A 21,626-nucleotide genomic window follows, 5' to 3' on the forward strand; every position below is an offset into this window, starting at 1 on the left:
GCGGATCTTTGAACCCGGGCCTCGGCGCGGAGGCTGAGGCTGGGGTTTAGAAGCCGAAGAGGTTGAGCTGGCGGGCCTCCTGTGGCGGCGGCTTTGCTGGGATTGGGACTGGGGTTGGTTGTTCACGTTTTTTTATATCCTCGAGTATTTTAGGTAATTTAAGCACGTCCGCTTCTATAGTGGCGCGGAGCGATCCCTGGTGCAGCGCCGCCGCCGGGTGGTACATCGCGAAACAGGTGTATTCCCCACATTTTTGGGATTGGCCGTGGATGCGGGAGATGGTGACGCCCGGGAAAAACCGGGCCATCGAATACCTGCCCAGCGTGACGATTACTTTAGGCTTGATGATCTCCAGTTGACGGTCGAGCCAGGGTTTGCAGGCTTCTATCTCCTCCGGCAGCGGATCGCGGTTGCCAGGCGGCCGGTGCTTCACGATGTTGGTGATGTAAACATCCTCGCGCTTGAGGCCGATCGATGTGATGAGCTGGGTCAGGAAATTTCCCGCCGCGCCGTAGAACGGCCTCCCCGTCTGGTCTTCGTTGAAACCCGGTCCTTCTCCGATGAACATGATTTGGGCGTGAGGGTTGCCCTCACCGGGGACGGCGCGGGTGGCGGTTTTGTAAAGCCCGCAGCGCTGGCAGGCGCAGATGTCCTTGGCAAGGGCGTTCAGGTCGGCGGATTCAGGCATTGCAGTTACGATGAAGTCTCATTCGATGGCATATTAACATTGGATGCATTGTGAGTCAATCGTACGTATGCCGCATTTCCAATACCCGCTTGTTCCTGTTGCCAAAATAAAGTAACGCAACCTTAAAAATTTAAGGAGTCAACCTTAAAAAGGTTGACTCCTTTTTCAGACTCGGTTTGGCCGCCGAACCTCTAACAGCCGAACGGTTCCTCTTTCCAATAAGAATTTACATTTTGATTTCGGTCAGGTCTTCAACACTCGCAGTTTCGGCGTTCATCATGACGGATTTGATCCCGTCCATCGCTCCGGCTCTGCTTTTGTAACCTTCCGAGGCAAGAATAGGCTCACCGTTGCTTGCAACCAATCTAAATCTGAATTCTCCGGATTTGTCCATGAAGATCTCGAATTTGCCGGCTCTCCTGGCTTCTTTCTTCGGTGCCGGCATCTCGGTTTTATCGGACATCATCGGCTCCATTTTTGCCGCGGGCATTTCGGTTTTAGCCAGCATCATGGGATCGGTTTTAGCCATCGCCATCTCAGGTGCAACCATCATTTCTCCGGTGTCATTCCCCCAGTAAGGCTTGCAGCTGTAATGTTCATAAAGATCATCCAGCCAGCCCGTGTCGCTCTCCATGTAGTGATCGGGCCACATTTTTTTATCGATCCCGGGTGCTTGCATCATCACCTCTGGTTTAAGATCAACTGTGAACTTCTTACGTTCCGGGGTCCAGCATAAAGCTTCGAAAGGCATTGCGATCCATTTGTCCGTGAACCCCAATGTACCCCCGTAAGCAACCACCGCGTATGCAACCCGCCCGTTTGTCATGTCGATCATAAATTCCTGAACTTGACCAAGATCCTGGCCTGCGTTATTTACCACGTCATAGGCTTCTAATCTCCTAGATGGCACCAGGTACTTTTTCATGTCGTTGTCCTCTCCTTTTTTTCGCGCGGTTTTGGATATCTTTAAAAAACCTTTAAACCCTGGCGATTCTCGGAATTACCAACATTATTTTACCGATGGTTCATTTCGTGGTGAATAGGTATTTCTACTCGTTTTAGGGAATTCGGACACCTAAAAATATTATCGTAGCTGGCGCCCCAGGTCGTTTTCTGACGTTAGTGGAGGGTTTTAAAACCGTTAAAAGAAAACGGTCACTTAAGTCCGGCAAAAGTTGGGTACTAGGCCCAGTTAGCATCCAATATTTATGATTCAGTTACAGTTCGGGATGTGTAAATATTGAACGTTGATTCCCGAGCAATTGGGTTCCTGATTATTAATACTCCGTACCAACGACCTTCTCCCCCCACATCCCCTTCAACGTCTTCAAGTCCTCGATAAACTCTTTCTGGGACTGGTCTTTCTTCTTTTCGAGTGAATCCAAAACCTCGAACCTGAATGCCTGGGCTCCGAACTCTTTCCAGTCCTTGTCCATCTTATAATCGAAACTTGCGTTGGTCGTCACCATAAAATTGAAGCTGTTCTGCTTTGCCTGCAAATCGGTCGCGTAGTCCAGCAGGAACTTACCGTTCTTGGTATTGACTACCCTGAACACCCCTCCCACGACTTTGCGTTGCTTATATTCGTTGATCAGTTCCTTTTTGCTTTCGTTCATGTCCCGTCGATCTCCTGAAAATCCTCGTTATCGTTTTTAAGTGAAATGTGGGATTCACCCTGTGATAGTCTTTGTGAATTCTGCCGTGTCCGCTGCAAATCGGGCCGGTTCTTCCCAATAGAGGACGTGCCCCGCGAAAGGATATTCTATCAATCGCGAATCTTCGATTTTCCCAATCATTATTTCCATGTCTCCAAGCGGGATAATCGTATCCTTACCACCCCAAACGATGAGGGTTGGGACTTTGATCTTATCGAGTTCTTTCTCTGAGTCATCCTCTAAAAAGCCCTTCAAGGTATCCTTCCAGACCCGCGCCGGTACCTTCAGGTTTTCCTTCAACATCGTTTCCAGAAATTCCCGCGGGACTTCTTGGGCTATACTGCCCATCATGAACCCGCGAGCGAAATCGGGATCGATCGGGTCTTCCAATTTAGAAATGGTGGAATTCCACAATTGCAGTACGCTTGGCTTGCACAAGGTAAGGGGCGAACCGGCAAGTATTAATCCTGCTGTTCGGTTGGGATGCTCTGTGGCAAAGCGCCTGGCGATTATCCCCCCACTGGAACCACCCGCAATTACACCAGCCTCGAGACCCAGCAAGTCCATGAATTCAAGTAAATCATTGGCGAAGTTGCGAGGGCTGTACCCGCCTTTGGGATGGTTGGCGTTGCCGTGTCCCCTCTGCGTCACGGCAATTGTGTGAAGGGAACCCGGAAGGTGGGGCAGAACGAGCTCAAAAGAATGCCACGAATCGACATAGCCATGGAGCAAGATCAATGTGACGCCCTTCGGCTCCCCTTGCTCGAAATATTCGAGTCTTGCGTGATTCGAAAGCTCAACAGTATTTACCCTGGTCTTCATCGCGTTTTCCACAATAAATAATACCTCAGGTCACAGCCAATAGTCTGCTTAAAAATGGTAGAGAATCCGAAATATCGATCGCCGGCTGCTTTTGTTTCTACTATCGCCGATTGCCCATGTACAATTGATTTGTGACTATTAAGCAGACCATCGCCAAACTGAAGAAGAAATACAACCCGGCTTACGAGCGGTGGCTTGCCAAGCCTTTCATCCAGTTGATCGTCAGGATCGCCAACCAGGCTGGCAATACCGCCGCCGGAGACCTGGCCGGAAACGTCTCTTTCAATATCATTCTGTCCATACTGCCCCTGTTCTTCGGCGCCCTCGCCCTTTTTGCCTACTTTTTCAACACCGCGGACGTTCAAACTCACCTGATCAATTATTTCTCCGCGAACTTCCCGTCCCTGGTAGATAATCTGCAATCGAACCTGGACCGGGTAGATAACGCCAAGGCTGCCCTGGGATTGGTCGGGGCGCTTGGAAGTGTCTGGACCGGCATCAACGTTTTCGGCAGCCTCGACGATGCCGTCAACCGGGCTTGGGGAGTCAAAAAGTTTCGGCCATTGTTCCACGCCAAGCTCGTTGAACTCGGCATGGCTATTGGCTGCGGCCTCCTATTCCTTGTGTCTATCGGTTTTTCAACAATACTGGAATTTTTCCCAAATATCGCACTTCTGAAAAATCACGTTGTCCAGGGCGGCGGCTATGTTATCTCCTTCGGCTTGATGTTCATGCTTTTCTCGCTCATGTATAAAATCTTTCCAAACGTCAAAACCACGTGGCGCGAGGTTTTTCCCGGCGCGATTTTTGCCGCCGTTGCCTTCGAGCTAGCCCGCCAGTTGTTCTTCGCCTTCGCCGGAAATTCCACGCGTTTCGAGGTCATCTACGGCAGTCTTTCAACAATGGTCTTGTTCATCACCTGGGTTTACTACGCCTCGATGGTTGCCATTATCGGGGCTATTTTTACCGTGGAGTACAATGCCTTACGTAAAGAACGACTCGAAGGAAACTATCACGTCATAAAGCCCGGCGAGTCCCACAACGCTCACGAAGAAAAAGTATTTCTAAACAAGACCCGCGAAAATCTCAGGTAGATCCCACTTTAACCTTGCCTATCGCTTCCGAACAATATCCCCGGAAATGTAGGGGCGAACTGCCGGTCGCCCGCCCCGGAGGGTTATACCGTTCACTCCCTAATCTGTCTTTGCGAGGACTGCCTTGAATGGCAGTCCGTGGCAATCGTCCTCCCTCGCCACCAATCAAAAATTCCGTCCGTAACGATTTGGAAGAGAATCCTCGATCCTATTCTATGATGACATCCAGGCCGTTCAGCAACGATAAAGCCTCCGGCATCGAAAATTTCGTCTTTTTTAGCGTGTTGGTCCTGGCGTCGATGAAATAGTTCCTGGCTCCCTTGAAATCGGCACCAGTCAGGTTAGTCTTGAAAAACCGGCTGTTCTCAAAATCCGTTCCCGTAAACACTCCTCCGGCCAAATCGGCTTCGATAAAATCAGCTTCTTTGACTTCGCACTTTATCATTTTTAGCCTCGGCGGCTTGAGCATCCGGAAGTTGGAGTAATTAAGCTTGCATCCAGTAAATTCCAGTCCCTCGAGTGCGTCGGCTTTGGTCCAGTCGATGCCGATCAGTTGCGAATTCAATAATTTCACCTCGACAAACCGGCAGTGAGGCAGTTTGTCGGCGCTGAACCGGCATTCGATGATCTTGCAGTCAAGAAATTTGCACCCGTCGAAAGTGCAATTCACGAAACTGCATTTATTGAACTCACACTCCTCGAATTCAACACTCTCGATCGTTTCATTTTCGAGTGACAACGAAGTGAAGGTTTCCAGGTAAAATGCTTTTTTCTTGAAATTCACGATGAGATTATACTCTTTCCTTAGTCATGATGATTGGATAAATATTTCTTGATTAGTCCCAATTTGTGGAATAAAATTCATCAATTTATTTCAGAGGAGGCGCTATGTCCTGGTACCTCGCAGCCTTAAAGAAATATGCAGTTTTCGATGGTCGGGCCCGTCGTAAAGAATACTGGTTTTTCGTCCTGTTCAATTTCCTCATTGCCGTAGGTTTATCGATAGTTGGCGTTCTTCTCGGTGTCGCCATCGGCGGTTTCGATGCCGATTCGTTCCCTTTCATTGCCGTGACTCCCGTGGTCCTTTACGGGCTCGCTATGATCATTCCCTCGATCGCCGTAACCGTCCGCCGGTTGCATGATATCGGTTTTTCCGGATGGTGGTACCTGATTACGCTTGTTCCCGGCGGATCAGTTGTCCTTTTCATCTTTGCCCTTTTGGACACTAAAGCAGGCGCCAACCAGTACGGACCGGACCCGAAAGCTGCTGAACGGGCACCTGCCGTGTCCTCAACTGTACAATAGAAGACTGTCTTTCTGAGCAAAGCGAAGAATCTCGGTCATACCCTGAGTCAAATGCGTCCGTTCACTTTATTGCCATTCTGAGTTTCTTGGTGCGCCTATCTATTGTAAGCGGCAGCAACTGTCAGCTTAATTGACTTTATGACGATTACAAGAGATAATTTTCCGTTAGAATCTCATTAATGACGGCAACCCACTCTGACAGATATATGTCCAAAACCAGAGTCTTCGCTCTTGTCGCTCTAGCCGTCCTCATCGGGATCGGTTCTTACCTGGTAGCCAAGTCTGACTACCTTCTCTTCCACAGCTTCGCGGACATGATCACAGTGTTCATCGCCGCCAGCGTCTTTGTGGTGGCATGGAACGGCCGGAAGCGCCTTGATAATGACTACTTCCTCTTTGTCGGTATCGCTTTCCTCTTTTTTGCTTTCGTCGATTTCATGCACCTGCTTGGCAACAAGAACATGGGCGTTTTCACCGGATACGGAAACCTGGGTCCGCCGTTCTATATCGCCAGCCGATATCTCCTCGGCATTTCTTTGCTCATTGCGCCCCTGTTCATGAAGCGCCGGCTCAATGTCCCAGTGACCTTAGCGGTTTACGCAGCCGTCTCCGCGGCTGTGGTTTTGTCAATTTTGGTATGGCGCAATTTCCCCACCACCTTCATTGATGGCGTCGGACTGACGCCGTTCAAGGTCATCTCAGATTACGTTATCTGCGGTCTGCTTGCCGCGGCAATCGGCGTTCATTTCTTAAACCGGAAAACCCTGGAGCCGAGGGTTTTCAAGCTCCTGACCTTGGCCCTTGTATTGGCCATTGCTACCGGGTTAGCCTTCACTCTCTACACCGACCCGTTCGGCATTACCAACATGGTCGGCCACTTCTTCCAGATCGGTACTTTCGGCGTGGTCTTCGCAGTGTTCGTTGAAATCGCTCTGAACCGGCCGCAGGACATACTCTACCGGGATCTGAGGTTGAGCGATGAACGTGTCCGGAACTTAAATACTCAGTTGAACCAGGAAATTACTCAGACCAGAGATGCCGAGCAGGCGCTGCGTCACAGCAACGAACGTCTTCAGAGGGTGTTGGACAACGAGACCGTCGGCGTCATGTTCTGGGACTTGACAACAGGCCGCATGACTGATGCCAATGACACCTTCCTGAAACTTATGGGATACAGTCGATCCGAGGTGGATGCCGGTGAACTTACCTGGCAAAAGTTGACTCCGCCGGAATACGTTGAAACGAGTCTCGCGGAGATCGAGAAATTTCATGCGAGCGGGCGCATTGGTCCATACGAGAAAGAATATTTCCAGAAGGACGGCGCCAGGAGGTGGCTCCTGTTTGCCGGCAGCTCCCTGGTGGCTGATCAGTGCGTGGAATTCTGTGTCGATATCTCCGAGCGCAAACAGGCTGAAAAGGAGTTGCGTGAAAGCGAGCAGCGGCAGGTCGGTGTCCTTGAGAGCATGCCGGATGCCTTCGTCGCATTTGATCGTAACCTGCGATACACCTACCTCAATTCAAACGCCGCCCGGATTCAAAACGTAAAACCCGAGGACCTTTTGGGCAAGGACGTACGGCAGGTTTATCCCGATGCCGAATCGTACAAGACCATCAGCCTGTACGAGCGGGTAATAGCCGAGCAGAAACCTGTTACCGCGGTTACACACCATTCAGGCTTTGGCTTGTGGACCGAGGTTCGGGCTTTTCCGACCCCGGATGGCGTTTCGGTCTTTTTTAAAGACGTTACGGAGCAGGTAAAAGCGCGCCAGACACTCGTTAATCTTAATGAAGAACTCGAGAAACGGGTGCAGATCCGGACCGAGGAACTTACGAGATCTCAGGAAAGCCTACTTAAAGAACTTAGATTGAGATCTCAGGCTGAGGCTTCTCTGCGCTCCCTTTCCGCCCAGCTTCTGACCGTCCAGGAAGAGGAACGCGGCACCATTGCGATGGAATTGCATGACCAGATAGGCCAGAGCTTGACTGTGTTGAAACTGATGCTGGCCAGGATCACCCGGGACGCGCCGGAATCGCTTAAGCCACAGCTCTTCAATGTCTCCGATTCTGTATCCGAGACTATGCAGGCGGTTCGGAGTTTGTCGCTGTCATTGCGCCCGGGAGTGTTGGATACTCTTGGCCTTGTTCCTGCTCTCGAGTGGCTGTTCGACGACCTGAACAAGAGGGCCGGACTGGATATCCATTTTGTTCACGATGCCGCCTTGGATATACCTCATAATGTGGGTACGACGGTTTATCGCATCACCCAGGAAGCCATGACCAATATCATGCGCCATTCGGGCGTCAAAGAAGCCTGGGTCAGGCTTGAAATCCGTGACGGTAAGCTGGATTTGACCATCGAGGACCATGGCCGGGGTTTCGATATCGCCTCTCTCGGGCGCACCACAGGAATCTCCGCTATGCGCGAGCGCGCCGCCCTTCTCGGCGGCGTCTGCCTCACCGAATCCGAGATCGGCCGCGGCACCTCCGTCAAAGTCTCGTTGCCGTTATCCTAGCGCCTTGCTTTTCAAGGAAATCGCGGTCTTTCTGCATTTGACATTGGCCATTATGCGTGGTGCTTATCCCGAACGTAAACGCCGGCGCAACCAATTTCCTCGTTAACCATTTTCCTGTTAAAATGGTCGCGAGTTTTCAATCTGTTTTCAAGCCTGCCTCGGTATTCAAGACCATAAAATCTTTGGGGGACCCTTGGAATTTTCTACCGAAGTCATCGCCGATTTCGCCGTAATTATGACCGTCGGCGCCATCGCGACTTTCATCTTCCACCGTTTGAAGCAACCGTTGATCCTGGGGTACCTCATCGCCGGCATTATCATCGGTCCGTATACCCCTCCGTTCGGTTTCATCAACCGGCCAGAGGTGCTTGAGGCCTCGGCGGAACTCGGCGTTATCCTGCTTTTGTTCGGCATAGGGTTGGAATTCCCTCTCAAAAAGCTTATGTCGGTCGGACTTAAGGCTTACGCGGTCATTTCAATCATCGAAATTGTCTGGATGTTCGTCTTAAGTTTTTTCATCGGCCTACTCTTGGAATGGCCAGTCATGGATTCGCTCTTCTTAGGCATGGCATTGGCCTCAAGCTCTACCGTGGTTATAGCTAAAGTCTTGTCAGATATGGGCAAATTACAGGATACTTCTGCGCTGGTGATGATGGGTGTATTGGTGGTTGAGGATCTAATCGTGGTGCTGGCGCTGGGACTGGCGACCTCGGTCATCGACGCAGGCTCTATAAGCTTTCTGGACCTCTCGTTTTCGGTCGGGCGGATGCTCCTGTTCGTGATCGGCTCCCTTGTCATCGGCCTTCGCTTCATCCCCCGGATCATCGACTGGATCAACCACCCGGAGGAAGGTGAGGGCTACACCGAACACGACGAGGTGATAGTCCTGACCGCTCTCGGGTTCTGCTTCGCTCTTTCGGTGATTGCCAATTTCTTGGATCTTTCTATGGCCATCGGAGCGTTCCTGATGGGCGTCATTATCGCCAGCGCTCGGTCAGCTCACCGCATATCCTTCCTGACTCTTCGGATTAAAGAAATGTTCGGGGCGATGTTCTTCGTTTCCATCGGAGCTCTGATCGATATAACTCAGTTCACCACCTTCTTCCTGCCGGGACTGCTCGTAATCGCCACGATGCTTCTCGGCAAGGTTGTCGGATGCGGCCTCGGCACCCGGCTCATGGGTTATGACCTTTCGACATCCCTCAAGGTGGGTCTCGGTATGGGTCAAGTCGGAGAATTCGCGTTGATCGTGGCCAAGAGCGGCCAGGATCTGGGTGTGACCAGCCCTTTTCTGTTTCCCATCATCGGCATGGCGGTTGGCGTCACCGCTTTTATGACGCCGTATCTCATCAGGTTCAGTTACCGCCTCAATCCCGAATGGATATCCAACGCCTGGGGCAAGGACCGTTGGAATAGACCCGGCGATAAATAGGATATTGACTCTTAGTCCCGGTTTTGACCAAACAAACTTGTCTCCTAGAATGTTATTGGTGCCCATATCAAGACGGAGCGACGCGTTTGACGAAACTGCTTAAAGATACAGTCCTTGAAGTAGTCTGGGCGGCTGGCCCCCTCGTCGGGGTCATCATTATTCTGCAGTTTGTCCTTGTCAGGGCGTCGGCAGCGGTATTTATCCAGTTCCTGGTTGGCACCCTATTCGCCATTGCTGGTATAACACTGTTTCTCATCGGTATCGAGGTTGGTATCTTGCCTGCGGGCAAAGCGGTCGGGGCTGGCTTGGTCCAACGGCGGTCTTTCTGGCTTATCGTAGGCATCGCTTTTCTCATCGGTTTCGCCACCACCATTGCCGAACCGGACGTGCTCGTGTTAGCCGACCGGGCGCAAGACATTTCCGGGGGTGCCGTTTCCCACCAGAACCTCATCTACATTATAGGAATCGGCGTGGCATTTTTTGTGGTCATGGCCATGCTGCGTATCCTGCGCGGTATCCCTATTGCCTACCTCCTGACCGCCGGCTACCTCATCGTAATCGCGCTCTCCATGATGACCCCCGCGGATTACGTCTCGCTGGCGTTTGATTCCGGTTCCGTGACGACAGGGGCGCTCACCGCCCCCATCATCATTTCCCTGGGCGTCGGTTTCAGTTCAGTTCTCGCCGGCCGGTCGAGCGTTGGCGACGGTTTCGGCATCATCGGGCTAGCGTCGATAGGGCCGATAATCGGAGTGCTCGTTATGGGAATTTTTCACTCATGAACGGGCTCACTATCTTCGACGGCTTGCTGGAGACAGCCGGAAGCGTGATCGAAGCCTTCGTGCCGCTGCTTTTCGTTCTATTGATATTCCAGGTATTCTTCCTGAAACTGCCCCCCACCTACATTATGAAACTGCTCAAAGGCACGCTCATCGCCTCTGCCGGTCTTGTCCTTTTTTTGCAGGGCGTCAAGGGCGGATTCCTGCCGTACGGCCATGCCATTGGGGTCTCGCTAGGAAACCTGGACCCGAAATGGCTGGCGGTCCCGTTCGGGCTGCTTCTTGGTTTCTTGACCGCCCGTAGCGAACCGGCGGTAAGGGTATTGTGCGATCAGGTAGAAGAAGCCTCTTCGGGATCTATGCGCAAGTCCACCGTGCTGGCAGCCATTTCTATCGGCGTAGCGATCTTCGTTGGTCTGGGGATGGCCAGGATAACCTATTCCATCCCGCTGTTGTATATTCTGATCCCCGGTTACCTGTTAGCGTTAGTCCTCGCCTACTTGAGCCCCAGGGAATACACGGCGGTAGCTTTTGACGCCGGGGGAGTGGCCACCGGTCCGCTCGCCAACACCTTCCTCTTGAGCTTGGGTCTAGGTATGTCGGCGGCCATCGGCGGGCAAGATGGCGCCATCTATGGATTCGGGCTGGTATCTTTTATTGCACTTGCCCCGCTCATTTCAGTCATGATTTTGGGAGTATTAGTACGTACGGTTCCAAGAAGGAGGAAACCATGAAGTCCGATGTTTCGCTCATCATCACCATCGTCAGAAAGGGCTGGGCAGACAAGGTGCTGGAGAATTCGATGAAGGCCGGCGCCGAAGGAGGCACCATTCTCATGGGGCGGGGAGTGGGTATCCATGAGAAAAGTCAAAGCATCATGGGTATCCCCATCGAACCGGAAAAGGAAATAATCCTCTCGGTGACGTATCCTGACAAGACCGATGTGATCCTTCAGCAGATCGTCGATTCTTGCGACTTGGAAGACCCGGGCGCCGGGATCGCCTTCGTTGTGCCTGTGGAACGTGTCGTTGGCGTGTGTCATCGGATTAACCACCATGGCGAAGCTCCGCAATCGGAAAAACCGTAAGTCCGGATATTTAACAAAGGGAGGCGACAATGAAAACCGAAGTTTTTGTCGGTGATGTATTTTCGTTACACGGCACTTCAAGTGTGACCCTCGATCAAAATGAGAGCATGGTCAATGTTGTTAAGGTTTATGCCAAAGAGCCACAGGTTAAGGGCGTGTTCCTTGTAGATGCCGATAACCGGTTTGCCGGTTTGATTTCCCGTTTGGCGATACGGAAGTGGGCGGAATTCCAGTTGATCGGCAAATGGGAAGCCGACGGAACGTGTTCCGCATTGAATGACACCATCAAATCAACTCTTGCCAGGACCCTGGCTCGGGGCGACCGGGCGTCGTTCGGGCTGAAGAAAACAGATACTTTGCGGCAGGCTTTTCAACAGATGCTGAGACTGGATGAGGATATATTGCCCGTTGTCGACGATGGTGGGAACGTGATTGGCGACCTGAGTCTTTCTGAGATCCTGGTGAAAACACTGGACGAAGACTGCGCCTGAACAAACCTGCCTGTTTGGCTGGCATCTGAGAAAATCAGCTCATCTTCCCGCCTCGTAGTGAATTGAGGATAAACTCGATTTCGACGATGCTGAGACCGTAGCGGCGAAGAGCATGCCTGGTAATCTCCAGACCGGCTTCAAATTGAGGTTTTACCAGTTCATTGACATTTACTTTTCTCAGGGTTACCTCATCGCTATCGCGCTCGACCCTGACAATTATGTCCAATTTCGGATTGATGCTCCGCGCGTTTTCCACTGTCAGCTGTATGTCAAGGAAACTCGGGAATGTGCAAACCAGCAATTTGGCCTTTTCCAGGAAAGCTCCATGGAGTACCTCGAATTTGCTGGCATCCCCATACAAACAGGGCACCCCTGTCTTACGAGATCGTGAGATGACTTGCGGATCCAGGTCGATGATCAGATATGGCAGATTTCGCCTCGAAAGGATTTTGATCAGACTCGAGGCTGCCCGGCCGCCGCCACAAATCACGGTGTGCCCGCCCATTGAACTTAGCGCGTGAGGTTCGGTCTCTGGGCGAATGCTTAGAATGCGCTTTCCAATAACGGTACTTTTGAGACGGTTATATAAATGATTGGTGCCGGAAAGCAAGAATGGGGTTTGTACCATAGTTACGATGGCGGATCCCAGGATCAACGCATAAGTCCCGTCGCTGAGTATTCCCGAAGCCACGCCGACCCCGGCCAGCACAAAACTAAACTCTCCTATTTGAGCCAGACAGGTACCCGTTATGATCGATGTTCTGGCATTAAACCCGAAAACCCATGGAATTCCAGTGTAAATTATGAATTTTGTGATAAAAATAAAAACGACAACGCCAACGAGAAGAGCCACGTTGTTTGTCAAGAACCTTGAATCTACGAGAGTTCCGAGGGACACGAAGAATAAGGCACCGAAAGCATCACGGAAAGGTACGATATCGGCGAGGGCTTGACGGGCAAAAATTGAACGGCCGGTGAGCAACCCGGCAATGAAAGCTCCGATCGCGGCTGAGACGCCGAACAGTTGGGAAGCAATGGCAGCCGCCAGTGTTATTGCCACCACTGAAATTAGGAACAACTCTTTTGAACGGGTCCCGGCGATACGGTTCAAAACTCTAGGTAAAAACAACAGTCCCGCACCAATCATGATGATAATGAATCCTATCGCTTTTCCTCCGGCTTCAAACAGAGCAGGAAAAACCTCAGTTCCGGAAGTGCCCAGGGTGGGCATGATGATCATCAACGGGATTACGAATAGATCCTCCACCAGGAGCAGACCGATCATTACCCGCCCGTGCACGGAGTCGAGTTCATTGCGGTCAAGCAGCAGCTTGAGTACCACAAGGGTAGAACTCATGGTGAGCACCAGGCCGAAAAAGATGGCTTCGGGAGTCGCCCAGCCCAGCACCTTACCGAATAAAGTGCCTGCGCCGCCTGTCAGGATCACTTGAGCGATCCCACCGAAAACAGCCACCTTCCCTACCCGGCGCAGTTCATCGAAAGAGAACTCCAGCCCCAGCGTGAAAAGGAGCATTATGACGCCGATATTCGCCAGATTTTCTATCGCCGCAATATCCTGAACCAAACCCAAGCTGTAAGGGCTGACGATCATGCCGGCAATCAGATAGCCCAGCAGAACAGGCAATTTCAGCCGGTTGGCTAAAAAACCTCCGGCTAAAGCCGCAAGCAGAACAACAACAACATCAAAGCCAAGACCCAAATTTTCCAACTTGGCTCCTAAAATTCATGGAAGTCTGTAATTTTATCACAGGTAAGCCAAACGCTCTAGCTGATTGAAACACATCAGGCGCTGTTAGATTATCGCTCGGCGCTTTCTTGCGGACTTATTGCGAAAAAGTGACATAACAAAATATCCTTCCAAAAACGACACGACACGCTTGACAACCTAATCGTACAGGCGTGCTATAATATTGACATCATGCCCTCATCTGTCATTCTGAATCCGAGCGAAGCATCGGGGAAGAATCTCTATGCGTCCCCTTTTGAGAACTGCCATTCATGCAGTCGTTCCCAAACGCCGAGTTGTTTCTGCAACCCGACCCTTGAAATCGGGGGGGGTTGAACGTAAAAATGGAGTCGTTTCGGTCGATCTTGTTCTACGCAAAGAAACAAATCAATCCATCAAAGGGAGGAAGATTCGTTTCCTTCGTTTCACCCCACGCGAGACTCACAACTCACGACTCACAACTTCCTTCGCGGGACGCGCGCCAAAGGTTTTGCTATAATGACCTCTGCTTCCTGCCGCCCAAAGCAACGGCTGGAACGTTTATGAAAGGATTGAAGTGACCAGACTGCGTTTTGATGATCCCGATATTTACAATGCCATCGCCGCCGAGGATAAACGGCAGCAGGAAACGATCAACCTCATTGCCTCGGAGAACTACGCCTCCCGCGCCATCCTCCAGGCGCAGGGCTCTTCTTTAACCAACAAGTACGCCGAAGGCTACCCCGGCAAACGCTATTACGGCGGCTGCCACAACATGGACACCATCGAGACCATCGCCATCGATCGCTGTAAAGAACTTTTTAAGGCCGAACACGCCAACGTCCAGCCCCACTCGGGCGCTCAGGCTAACATGGGCGCCTATTTCGCCCTGATCAAGCCCGGCGACACCATCATGGGCATGAGCCTGTCCCACGGAGGTCACCTGACCCACGGCGCCAAGGCCAACTTCACCGGAAAGATGTATAACGTCGTCGCCTACGGCCTCGACCAGGAGACCGAGCGCATCGACTACGCCGCCATGGAAAAGCTGGCCGACGAATCTCAACCGAAGATCATCGTCGCCGGAGCATCCGCCTATCCCCGCGTCATCGATTTCGAGCGCATCCGCAGGATCTGCGACAAGGTCGGCGCCAAAATGATGGTCGATATGGCCCATATCGCCGGACTGGTTGCGGCAGGCGTTCATCCCTCTCCTGTCCCCTACGCCGATGTCGTCACTTCGACTACCCACAAAACCCTGCGCGGCCCGCGCGGCGGTTTCGTCCTTTGCAAAGCGGACCTGGCCCACGCTATCGATTCCGCGATGTTCCCCGGCATCCAGGGCGGGCCGCTGATGCATGTCCTGGCCGGCAAGGCTGTCGCCTTCCGCGAAGCCGCCACCCCTGAGTTCGGCGACTACGCCCGGCAGATTTTGGCCAACTCAAAGACGCTCGCCCGCGAGCTCCAAAAGCACGGCTTCCGCCTTGTTTCCGGCGGCACCGATAACCACCTGGTATTGCTCGACCTCACCGCCACCGGCGTCAACGGCAAGGACGCCGAGGAGGCTTTAGGCCGCTGCAACATCGTGGTCAACCGCAACACCGTGCCTTTCGTCGCTACGCAGAAGGCCACCGCCCCCAATGGCATGCGCCTGGGCACCCCGGCGGTTACCACCCGCGGCTTCGGTGAAGCGGAAATGGTCCGGATCGCCGCCTGGGTCCACGAGGTCATCAAGAATTTCGGCAATCCCGAGGTCGAGGCCCGCATCGCTGCGGAAGTCAGAACCCTGACCGAGAAATTCCCCGTCCCTGGCATCACCGACTAGAAAATTTCGAATTTTGGACTTGTTTTCGAATTTCGGATTTCGTGCTTCGGATTTGGAGACTGAAAAATGGATGAGATGAAGGTTTTCACCGGCAACGCCCACCCGGCTTTGGCAAAAGCTGTGGTCGATTATCTCGGCATTCCGATGGGCAACAGCCAGGTCTTCCAGTTCTCCAACGAGAACATTTTCGTCAAGATATTAGACAACGTTCGCAACCGCGATACCTTCGTCATCCAGCCCTTTTCGACCCCTGTAAATCAAAGTATCCTCGAGATGCTGATCATGATCGATGCCCTTAAAAGGGCTTCGGCTGGCCGTATTACGGCGGTCGTCCCCTACTATGCCTACGGCCGCACCGATAAGAAAGACCAGCCTCGCGTCCCCATCACCGCCCGCCTCCTGGCCGACCTGATCACCACCGCCGGGGCTAACCGGCTGCTCACCGTCGACCTCCACGCCGCCCAGATCCAGGGCTTTTTCAACATCCCGGTCGACGAACTTTCAGCCATCAGCTTGCTCACCACCTATATCAAGAAAATGAACCTGTCGCCGCTGGTGGTCGTTGCCACCGATATCGGCATTAGCAAGCGCGCCCGAGACTTCGCCGCCCGGCTGAACGCCCCCCTGGCCATCATCGAAAAGCGCCGCCTCGGCAATGAAGACAAGACCGAGACCTTGAATATCATCGGCGACGTAAAAGGACGCATTGCCCTCACCGTTGACGATGAGATCGATACCGCCGGCTCTCTCACCAACTCGGTGCAAACGCTACTGAACAACGGAGCTACCGAGGTCTATGCCTGTTGTACCCACCCGGTGTTGTCCGGTCCCGCCATCAAGCGCATCGAAGGCTCGGCGGTTAAAGAGGTCATCGTTACCGACACCATTCCGGTGGCTGATGAGAAACGGATCGATAAGATCACCGTCCTATCGGTGGCATCTCTCCTCGGCGAGGCCATCCACCGCATCCACACCGGCCTATCCGTCGGCGCCATGTTCCAGCAGGAATAGTGGAATTATCCGCCGCCGAACCTCTCGACCGCCCTAGCGTGTCGTTTGGCGGCTTCGGCCTCTCGGTTTTTCGGCTGCGCTTCGGTCACCAGCGAATCTAACAATTTCGAAGTCGCCTTCGAAACCTCTTTGATTGCCCGATCGAAGGCTGCGTGATTGGCAGCTGAGGGAATGGAAAAGCCGCTAACTTTTCGGACGTATTGCTGCGCCGCGGCGTTTATTTCATCTTCTGTAGCTGGCGGATCGAAGTTGAACAGCATGTGGATATTGCGGCACATTATGCAGCCTCCCGAACGTGATTCTTGGCCATCGCCTGATAATACCTGACCAACAGGAGACAATTTTGCTCTACGATGTCGATCCTTGAGTCGCCGTCAGACCCTGCGGCAAAACCGGTCAACATGCTGTCGTTGAAATATGCCTTTGGAAATGATTTCCTCAGAACATCGACCAGGGTGCTGAAATTGCCCGCCGCTGTCGGCCCCATTCTTCCTCCGAGGAAAGAATAATCAAAGTCGAACTGGCATATTTCGATAGCCGGCGCGATCGATTTTTCACCGTAGAGCCGGATGAACTGCTCGGTGATTGTCTGAGCTTCCCGCCCTTTGGAAACGATCCGTTTCATCAGCGGGATACCGCCGCTCAACAAAGTTGCCGGCACATTCACCTTCATCATGGTCTTTTCAGACGTGCCCTCTTCGACCACGCTCGTTCTGCGGGCGGCGAGTATCATGAAAACATCGGAGCCGGTTAGGCTCTCTGTGTTTCCGTTCCGGCTGGAAAAACTGGTCCTATCATTTTCAGAGCTTGCCGAATGAGCTACCAGCTTGGGAGAAACCGGCTGCCTAAGTTCTGATTCGGATACTACAAACGCGGTCAATCCCAATGCCGACAATGATCTGGTTGCCGCGATTGCCGCATCTTCGTTTCTGAAATGCCCGATCATTCGAGGTAGACGCCCGGCGAACTGGAACCGGATCTGATAGTCCGGTTGGGCGACGGCATTGGCAATCCTGGTGATGAGTTCCGAGGACAACTCGGCTGGGGGCATTGCCGCCACGTGGAAAACTTCGTCTCCGATCATGACTTCAGTATATTACACTGATCATCGGACACAATAATTGAAACGAAGTGATCGGCTTAAGCCGGCCAAATATGAAGTCCTGGTCCGATAAATGACTTTACACGTGTGTACTCGTATAATTCTGAACATGGAAACTGCCAAACGTCATTTGTTTAGATGCAAAGTTTGCGGCTACATTTGGGTGCAATATCTTAAAGAAGGCGACCCCAGCCCAGGCAATTGTCCCAAATGCAGTTCACCGGATTGGAATAAAGCTAGAATTCCCCGGCCATGAACCAGAGTACATTAGACTTTCTAAATTGGTCGGAATTGCGGGGAAAAAAGGTGGCGGCGGGTAGATTTGAACTACCGCCCAAGGTGCTGGTTGCTGAACAGCTTTCTAGAATATCTTGATGTTAAGACCACCGATTAACAGGGATATTGCCGCGGCGTAAGTGACCAGTATTAATAAGATAAAAATTGCCGCTAGAACTATCAACAGTTTTGAGCGTCTTGATATCCCAAACCCCAATAACCACGAGGCGAATCCGATAGTAGCAAGGTCGACAGCGGCCACTGCCAGTCTATTCAACGTGAAACCATCGGACATGCCGACCCCGACTGCAAATGCCAGGACGGGTAATGACAATACAACGAATGTTATCCAACCTAATACGGTACCTCGGGGTAACTTGGATTGTTGATTCATAACAATGCTGAAGGGAAAGTGGTGGCGGCGGGTAGATTTGAACTACCGACCAAGGGCTTATGAGTCCCCTGCTCTGCCGCTGAGCTACGCCGCCATACTGAACTTAAAACGCGACAGGCAGTAATTCTATAATCCCCGCCCGAGACTGTCAATTCACACCCATACTATATCCTAAGTTCTAGTCATTTTTGACTGAGTTCAAAAGGAGCAGTACAATTATGTAAGTTAATCATCTTGCTCAAGAGGGAGGTGATAAGCATGTCCAGGACCCCCTTCCACCGCCGCACTTGACGGAACATTAATAGCGCGGGTACCGCGCCCGGGACTGCTTATGCCTCCCATACGTCAGGTTTTTTCGGCTAGTTAGTCGAAATCTCCATTATTCAAACGTGACGGTGGAGGCAACTCCGCCTTCTTTCTTTTGACGTCCTCGCGACGATCATCGAATTTCGGCCGCAGTCCCCTCGAAAACAGCCAACGATCAAGCACCAATAATTTCGAGAGGATTTTGACATGGTTTTAACCGAAAACGAGCAAATGTGGGCCGACCTCGGCATCGACCTCAAGTCCCACGGCCAGTTGATGAACGCCCTGGGACCGATCTACAGGGACATCTATCTCAGCCAGCAGAACCGCCCCAAGGGCATGGGCTTTTACGATTTCGTCGTCGGCGATATCCACGGCATCCGGGTCAAGGAACTGCGGGAGCACGCCAAGGCCGGCGGCAAGGTGGTGGCCACCTACTGCGTCTTCGTGCCGGAGGAGTTCTGCTGGGCCACGGGCGCCATCCCCATCAGCCTGTGCGCCGGCACCGCCTTCTCCATCCCCGCCGCCGAAGAAGTCCTGCCCAGGAACACCTGCGCACTCATCAAGTCATCGTTCGGCTTCAAGCTGGGTAAGCTCTGCCCTTACGTTCAGGTGTCCCACCTCATCGTCGGCGAGACCACCTGCGACGGCAAGAAGAAGATGTTCGAATTACTCGCCGAGCACCAGCCGGTCTACGTAATGGAGGTACCCAACAAGCGCGGACCCGCCGGTCGTAACCTGTGGCAGCAGGAAGTCCGCGACTTCAAGGCTAAAATCGAGGAATTGACCGGCAACCAGATCACCGCCGAAAATCTCGGCGAAGCCATCAAGAAGGTCAATGCCCGCAGACGTGAGTTCAAGCGGCTTTCGGCTTTACGAGCCGCCGACCCGGCGCCCATCTCCGGCAAGGACGCGCTACTCGCTACCCAGGTCTCGATGTACGACGATGTCGAGCGCGAGACCCAGATCATGAAGGCCTTGAACGATGAACTCGAGGAGCGGGTAAAGAAGGCCGAGGGAGTATTCCCCAAGGGCGCCAAGCGTATCCTCATCTCCGGCTCGCCCATGGCCATCCCCAACTGGAAGCTGCACCACCTCATCGAGAGTGCCGGTGCGGTGGTCGTCGGCGAGGAGTCCTGCACCGGCAGCCGCTTCTTCAACGAACTGGTACCCGAGGGCATTACCCATCTTGACGAGATGGTTACGGCGCTGGCCGATCGCTACCTCAGAACCAACTGCGCCTGCTTCACCCCCAACTGCGAGCGCCTGGATGACATCATCGGCATGGCGAAGGCGCTCAAGGCCGACGGTGTCATCCACTACAACCTGCAGTTCTGCCACACGTATGCCAATGAAGCCATCCAGGTGGACAAGGCGCTGGAAAAAGCCGGCATCCCGCTGCTTCGCATCGAGACCGACTACTCCGACGAGGACTCCGGCCAACTAAAGACCCGCATCGATGCCTTCCTGGAGACTTTGTAATAATCCAACCTCCCTCTCCCTCAATGAGAGAGGGATAAGAGGGTGAGGGTGAAATGCCGCCCAAAAGCAAATTGAGGTTTTGCAGATGATCACCGCCGGCCTCGACGTCGGTTCCCGCACCATCAAGCTGGTGCTCTTCGATGGCAATATCATCCATTCCGTTGTCGCCGATAGCGGCCTGAAGCCCGTTGACCGCTGCCGCCGGTTGCTCGAAGGCCGCTCATTCGACAAATTGATGGTGACCGGCTACGGCCGAGATTTGGTGGCCCTGGAGCTATCCGGGGCCACCATTTCCGAGATCTCGGCACAAGCAGCCGCCGCCCGCTACCTCTACCCCGACGCCGCCAGTGTCATCGACATTGGCGGCCAGGATTCCAAGGTCATCCGCCTTTCGGCGACGGGCGTCCGGAAGTTCGAAATGAACGACCGCTGTGCTGCCGGCACAGGCAAGTTTTTGGAGATCATGGCTCGCGCCCTGGAGCTTTGCATCGACGACTTCGCCAAAACAGCCCTCGATGCCGAACGCTCGGTGACCTTGAATTCCCTCTGTACCGTCTTCGCCGAGTCCGAGGTCATCTCCCTCATCAATAAGGGCGAGGATGCTCATGCCATCGCCCTCGGTCTGCACCAGGCTGTCGCTTCCCGTGTTGGCGCCATGGCTAAACGAGTCGGTATGGCGGACAGATTGGTCTTTTCCGGCGGCGGCGCTAAAAACCCCTGCCTAGTTAAGTTGCTGGAGGAAAAGTTAAGCCTTAAAATCACCGTGCCCGAAGAGCCTCAGATAACCGCTGCCCTCGGTGCCGCCATTATCGCCTCTCGTTAATTTTCCTCCCCCTCGATGGGAGATGAATTAGAGGAGAGGGTGGATGGGCGGTGCAGTGTGGGGCGTAGGGGCGACGGGTGCGTCGCCCGCTGTATGTATAGAAAACTGAAAACTGCTAACTAGGAGAAAACATGCCTGAGATCATAGACGCCCGCAGCAAGCCCTGCCCCCAACCCGTCCTCCTGGCCGCCGAGGCCCTGAAAAAATCAGACGATGTCACCGTCATCGTCGATAATCCCGGCTCGCAGCAAAACGTCGCCAAATTCGGCAAGACCCAGGGCTGCAGCGTGACGGTTGAGGAAAAAGCTGATGGTATCTACATCCACCTGACCAAGATGGCTGTGGCTTCGAAAACCGAGGCACCCAAGGCCAGCGGTATCGTCGTTTTCATCGGCTCCGACGTCATCGGCCGCGGCGAGAACATCGAACTCGGCAGCTTGTTGATGCAGAGTTTCCTGAATACCCTCCAGTCCTTACCCAACCGCCCGGAAACCATCTTATTCATGAACAACGGCGTGAAATTGGTAGCCGAGGGCTCTCACGTCATCGGCGAACTCAAGCAGCTTGCCGATTCCGGAATCGAACTCCTGGCCTGCGGCACCTGCCTGTCGCGCCTCGGCCTGTCTAACAAGATCGCCGTCGGCCATATCTCCAACATGTTCACCATCGCCGACACGATGATGCGGGCATCAAAGGTTATTAGTCTTTAGTTGATGAATCTCCCCTCCCGCGGCTTCGCGGGAGAGGGCTAAGCTGAGGGCGAGGAGATATCTTGACCACCCGCCCCCTCCCTGTTACAATGCCGCCGTCTGAAC

22 protein-coding genes and 1 tRNA gene are annotated in these 21,626 nt (G+C 53.1%); 13 read left to right on the top strand and 10 right to left on the bottom strand.

All coding sequences use genetic code 11. The annotated features are described in order from the left end of the window. Positions 1-46 precede the first annotated feature (46 nt). The 4 genes from HX448_RS07540 to HX448_RS07555 all read right to left on the bottom strand — a co-directional run bounded on the left by HX448_RS07540 (position 47) and on the right by HX448_RS07555 (position 3,177). Positions 47-688: a uracil-DNA glycosylase gene (locus HX448_RS07540; RefSeq protein WP_102331659.1), complete on the bottom strand. Its 642-nt coding sequence runs from the start codon at positions 686-688 to the stop codon at positions 47-49. 226 nt (positions 689-914) lie between these two features. Then, positions 915-1,613: a DUF1508 domain-containing protein gene (locus tag HX448_RS07545; RefSeq protein WP_102331660.1), complete on the bottom strand. Its 699-nt coding sequence runs from the start codon at positions 1,611-1,613 to the stop codon at positions 915-917. A 352-nt stretch (positions 1,614-1,965) separates the two neighbouring features. Next, entirely contained in the window at positions 1,966-2,304 is a 339-nt protein-coding gene (locus HX448_RS07550) for a GIY-YIG nuclease family protein (protein WP_102331661.1), read from the bottom strand. A gap of 54 nt (positions 2,305-2,358) precedes the next feature. Beyond that, on the bottom strand, positions 2,359-3,177 hold the full coding sequence (locus HX448_RS07555; RefSeq protein WP_162486001.1) for an alpha/beta fold hydrolase: 819 nt from the start codon (positions 3,175-3,177) through the stop codon (positions 2,359-2,361). A 119-nt stretch (positions 3,178-3,296) separates the two neighbouring features. Here HX448_RS07555 and HX448_RS07560 point away from each other — a divergent pair, with 119 nt between their 5' ends. Further along, positions 3,297-4,259, top strand: coding sequence for a YihY/virulence factor BrkB family protein (locus tag HX448_RS07560; protein WP_102331663.1), 963 nt, complete (start codon positions 3,297-3,299; stop codon positions 4,257-4,259). A gap of 208 nt (positions 4,260-4,467) precedes the next feature. Here HX448_RS07560 and HX448_RS07565 read toward each other — a convergent pair whose 3' ends face one another. Further along, positions 4,468-5,043 carry a pentapeptide repeat-containing protein gene (locus HX448_RS07565; RefSeq protein ID WP_102331664.1) on the bottom strand — a complete coding sequence of 192 codons (576 nt, stop codon included), beginning with the start codon at positions 5,041-5,043 and terminating at the stop codon, positions 4,468-4,470. A gap of 104 nt (positions 5,044-5,147) precedes the next feature. Here HX448_RS07565 and HX448_RS07570 point away from each other — a divergent pair, with 104 nt between their 5' ends. The 7 genes from HX448_RS07570 to HX448_RS07600 all read left to right on the top strand — a co-directional run bounded on the left by HX448_RS07570 (position 5,148) and on the right by HX448_RS07600 (position 11,866). Further along, positions 5,148-5,564, top strand: coding sequence for a DUF805 domain-containing protein (locus HX448_RS07570; RefSeq protein ID WP_102331665.1), 417 nt, complete (start codon positions 5,148-5,150; stop codon positions 5,562-5,564). 179 nt (positions 5,565-5,743) lie between these two features. Then, entirely contained in the window at positions 5,744-8,077 is a 2,334-nt protein-coding gene (locus tag HX448_RS07575) for an MASE3 domain-containing protein (protein WP_102331666.1), read from the top strand. A 193-nt stretch (positions 8,078-8,270) separates the two neighbouring features. Then, a complete protein-coding gene (locus tag HX448_RS07580; protein ID WP_102331667.1) occupies positions 8,271-9,509 on the top strand; it encodes a cation:proton antiporter in 1,239 nt (412 codons plus the stop codon). An 86-nt stretch (positions 9,510-9,595) separates the two neighbouring features. Further along, positions 9,596-10,291: a DUF1538 domain-containing protein gene (locus HX448_RS07585; RefSeq protein WP_102331668.1), complete on the top strand. Its 696-nt coding sequence runs from the start codon at positions 9,596-9,598 to the stop codon at positions 10,289-10,291. Beyond that, complete coding sequence (locus tag HX448_RS07590) at positions 10,288-11,022, top strand: DUF1538 domain-containing protein (protein ID WP_102331669.1); 735 nt, start codon at positions 10,288-10,290, stop codon at positions 11,020-11,022. The genes HX448_RS07585 and HX448_RS07590 overlap by 4 nt, the downstream gene beginning before the upstream one ends. Next, on the top strand, positions 11,019-11,375 hold the full coding sequence (locus tag HX448_RS07595; RefSeq protein WP_102331670.1) for a P-II family nitrogen regulator: 357 nt from the start codon (positions 11,019-11,021) through the stop codon (positions 11,373-11,375). The genes HX448_RS07590 and HX448_RS07595 overlap by 4 nt, the downstream gene beginning before the upstream one ends. Before the next feature lie 29 nt (positions 11,376-11,404). Beyond that, positions 11,405-11,866: a CBS domain-containing protein gene (locus tag HX448_RS07600; protein WP_102331671.1), complete on the top strand. Its 462-nt coding sequence runs from the start codon at positions 11,405-11,407 to the stop codon at positions 11,864-11,866. A 34-nt stretch (positions 11,867-11,900) separates the two neighbouring features. On the opposite strand, the gene HX448_RS07605 is transcribed toward HX448_RS07600, so the two are convergent. After that, on the bottom strand, positions 11,901-13,595 hold the full coding sequence (locus HX448_RS07605; protein ID WP_102331672.1) for a cation:proton antiporter: 1,695 nt from the start codon (positions 13,593-13,595) through the stop codon (positions 11,901-11,903). A 574-nt stretch (positions 13,596-14,169) separates the two neighbouring features. On the opposite strand from HX448_RS07605, the gene HX448_RS07610 reads away from it, so the two are divergent. Further along, positions 14,170-15,417: a serine hydroxymethyltransferase gene (locus HX448_RS07610; protein WP_102331673.1), complete on the top strand. Its 1,248-nt coding sequence runs from the start codon at positions 14,170-14,172 to the stop codon at positions 15,415-15,417. Positions 15,418-15,483: 66 nt separating this feature from the next. Then, the gene (locus tag HX448_RS07615) at positions 15,484-16,428 is read left to right on the top strand and encodes a ribose-phosphate diphosphokinase (protein ID WP_102331674.1); all 945 of its coding nucleotides are present in this window, start codon (positions 15,484-15,486) and stop codon (positions 16,426-16,428) included. A gap of 5 nt (positions 16,429-16,433) precedes the next feature. Here the strand turns inward: HX448_RS07615 and HX448_RS07620 are convergent, their stop codons facing one another. The 4 genes from HX448_RS07620 to HX448_RS07635 form a co-directional block, all read right to left on the bottom strand. Next, positions 16,434-16,706 (bottom strand): DUF2277 domain-containing protein, encoded by a 273-nt coding sequence (locus HX448_RS07620; RefSeq protein ID WP_102331675.1) that lies wholly within the window; start codon positions 16,704-16,706, stop codon positions 16,434-16,436. Beyond that, the gene (locus tag HX448_RS07625) at positions 16,706-17,512 is read right to left on the bottom strand and encodes a hypothetical protein (protein ID WP_102331676.1); all 807 of its coding nucleotides are present in this window, start codon (positions 17,510-17,512) and stop codon (positions 16,706-16,708) included. Before HX448_RS07625 ends, HX448_RS07620 begins: the two co-directional genes overlap by 1 nt. A 379-nt stretch (positions 17,513-17,891) precedes the next feature. Then, positions 17,892-18,140 (bottom strand): hypothetical protein, encoded by a 249-nt coding sequence (locus HX448_RS07630; protein ID WP_162486002.1) that lies wholly within the window; start codon positions 18,138-18,140, stop codon positions 17,892-17,894. A gap of 79 nt (positions 18,141-18,219) precedes the next feature. Beyond that, positions 18,220-18,294 (bottom strand) — tRNA-Met (locus tag HX448_RS07635). Between the two features lie 419 nt (positions 18,295-18,713). On the opposite strand from HX448_RS07635, the gene HX448_RS07640 reads away from it, so the two are divergent. From HX448_RS07640 to yedF, 3 genes are all read left to right on the top strand, one after another. Continuing rightward, positions 18,714-19,988, top strand: coding sequence for a double-cubane-cluster-containing anaerobic reductase (locus tag HX448_RS07640; protein ID WP_102331678.1), 1,275 nt, complete (start codon positions 18,714-18,716; stop codon positions 19,986-19,988). Positions 19,989-20,073: 85 nt separating this feature from the next. Further along, entirely contained in the window at positions 20,074-20,811 is a 738-nt protein-coding gene (locus HX448_RS07645) for an acyl-CoA dehydratase activase (RefSeq protein ID WP_102331679.1), read from the top strand. A gap of 131 nt (positions 20,812-20,942) precedes the next feature. Further along, positions 20,943-21,521: a sulfurtransferase-like selenium metabolism protein YedF gene (gene yedF / locus HX448_RS07650; RefSeq protein WP_102331680.1), complete on the top strand. Its 579-nt coding sequence runs from the start codon at positions 20,943-20,945 to the stop codon at positions 21,519-21,521. Positions 21,522-21,626: the final 105 nt, after the last annotated feature.

Source organism: Dehalogenimonas etheniformans (assembly GCF_014672715.2).
In the GTDB taxonomy this organism is placed as follows: domain Bacteria; phylum Chloroflexota; class Dehalococcoidia; order Dehalococcoidales; family Dehalococcoidaceae; genus Dehalogenimonas; species Dehalogenimonas etheniformans.

What these genes read in the sequence shown, in the direction of transcription:
- HX448_RS07575 (WP_102331666.1), top strand. Translation starts at nt 5,744, where the DNA reads ATGACGGCAACCCACTCTGACAGATATATGTCCAAAACCAGAGTCTTC.
- HX448_RS07645 (WP_102331679.1), top strand. Translation starts at nt 20,074, where the DNA reads ATGATCACCGCCGGCCTCGACGTCGGTTCCCGCACCATCAAGCTGGTG.
- HX448_RS07615 (WP_102331674.1), top strand. Translation starts at nt 15,484, where the DNA reads ATGGATGAGATGAAGGTTTTCACCGGCAACGCCCACCCGGCTTTGGCA.
- HX448_RS07595 (WP_102331670.1), top strand. Translation starts at nt 11,019, where the DNA reads ATGAAGTCCGATGTTTCGCTCATCATCACCATCGTCAGAAAGGGCTGG.
- HX448_RS07590 (WP_102331669.1), top strand. Translation starts at nt 10,288, where the DNA reads ATGAACGGGCTCACTATCTTCGACGGCTTGCTGGAGACAGCCGGAAGC.
- HX448_RS07600 (WP_102331671.1), top strand. Translation starts at nt 11,405, where the DNA reads ATGAAAACCGAAGTTTTTGTCGGTGATGTATTTTCGTTACACGGCACT.
- HX448_RS07620 (WP_102331675.1), bottom strand. Translation starts at nt 16,706, where the DNA reads ATGTGCCGCAATATCCACATGCTGTTCAACTTCGATCCGCCAGCTACA.
- HX448_RS07540 (WP_102331659.1), bottom strand. Translation starts at nt 688, where the DNA reads ATGCCTGAATCCGCCGACCTGAACGCCCTTGCCAAGGACATCTGCGCC.
- HX448_RS07550 (WP_102331661.1), bottom strand. Translation starts at nt 2,304, where the DNA reads ATGAACGAAAGCAAAAAGGAACTGATCAACGAATATAAGCAACGCAAA.
- yedF (WP_102331680.1), top strand. Translation starts at nt 20,943, where the DNA reads ATGCCTGAGATCATAGACGCCCGCAGCAAGCCCTGCCCCCAACCCGTC.
- HX448_RS07545 (WP_102331660.1), bottom strand. Translation starts at nt 1,613, where the DNA reads ATGAAAAAGTACCTGGTGCCATCTAGGAGATTAGAAGCCTATGACGTG.
- HX448_RS07640 (WP_102331678.1), top strand. Translation starts at nt 18,714, where the DNA reads ATGGTTTTAACCGAAAACGAGCAAATGTGGGCCGACCTCGGCATCGAC.
- HX448_RS07625 (WP_102331676.1), bottom strand. Translation starts at nt 17,512, where the DNA reads ATGATCGGAGACGAAGTTTTCCACGTGGCGGCAATGCCCCCAGCCGAG.
- HX448_RS07570 (WP_102331665.1), top strand. Translation starts at nt 5,148, where the DNA reads ATGTCCTGGTACCTCGCAGCCTTAAAGAAATATGCAGTTTTCGATGGT.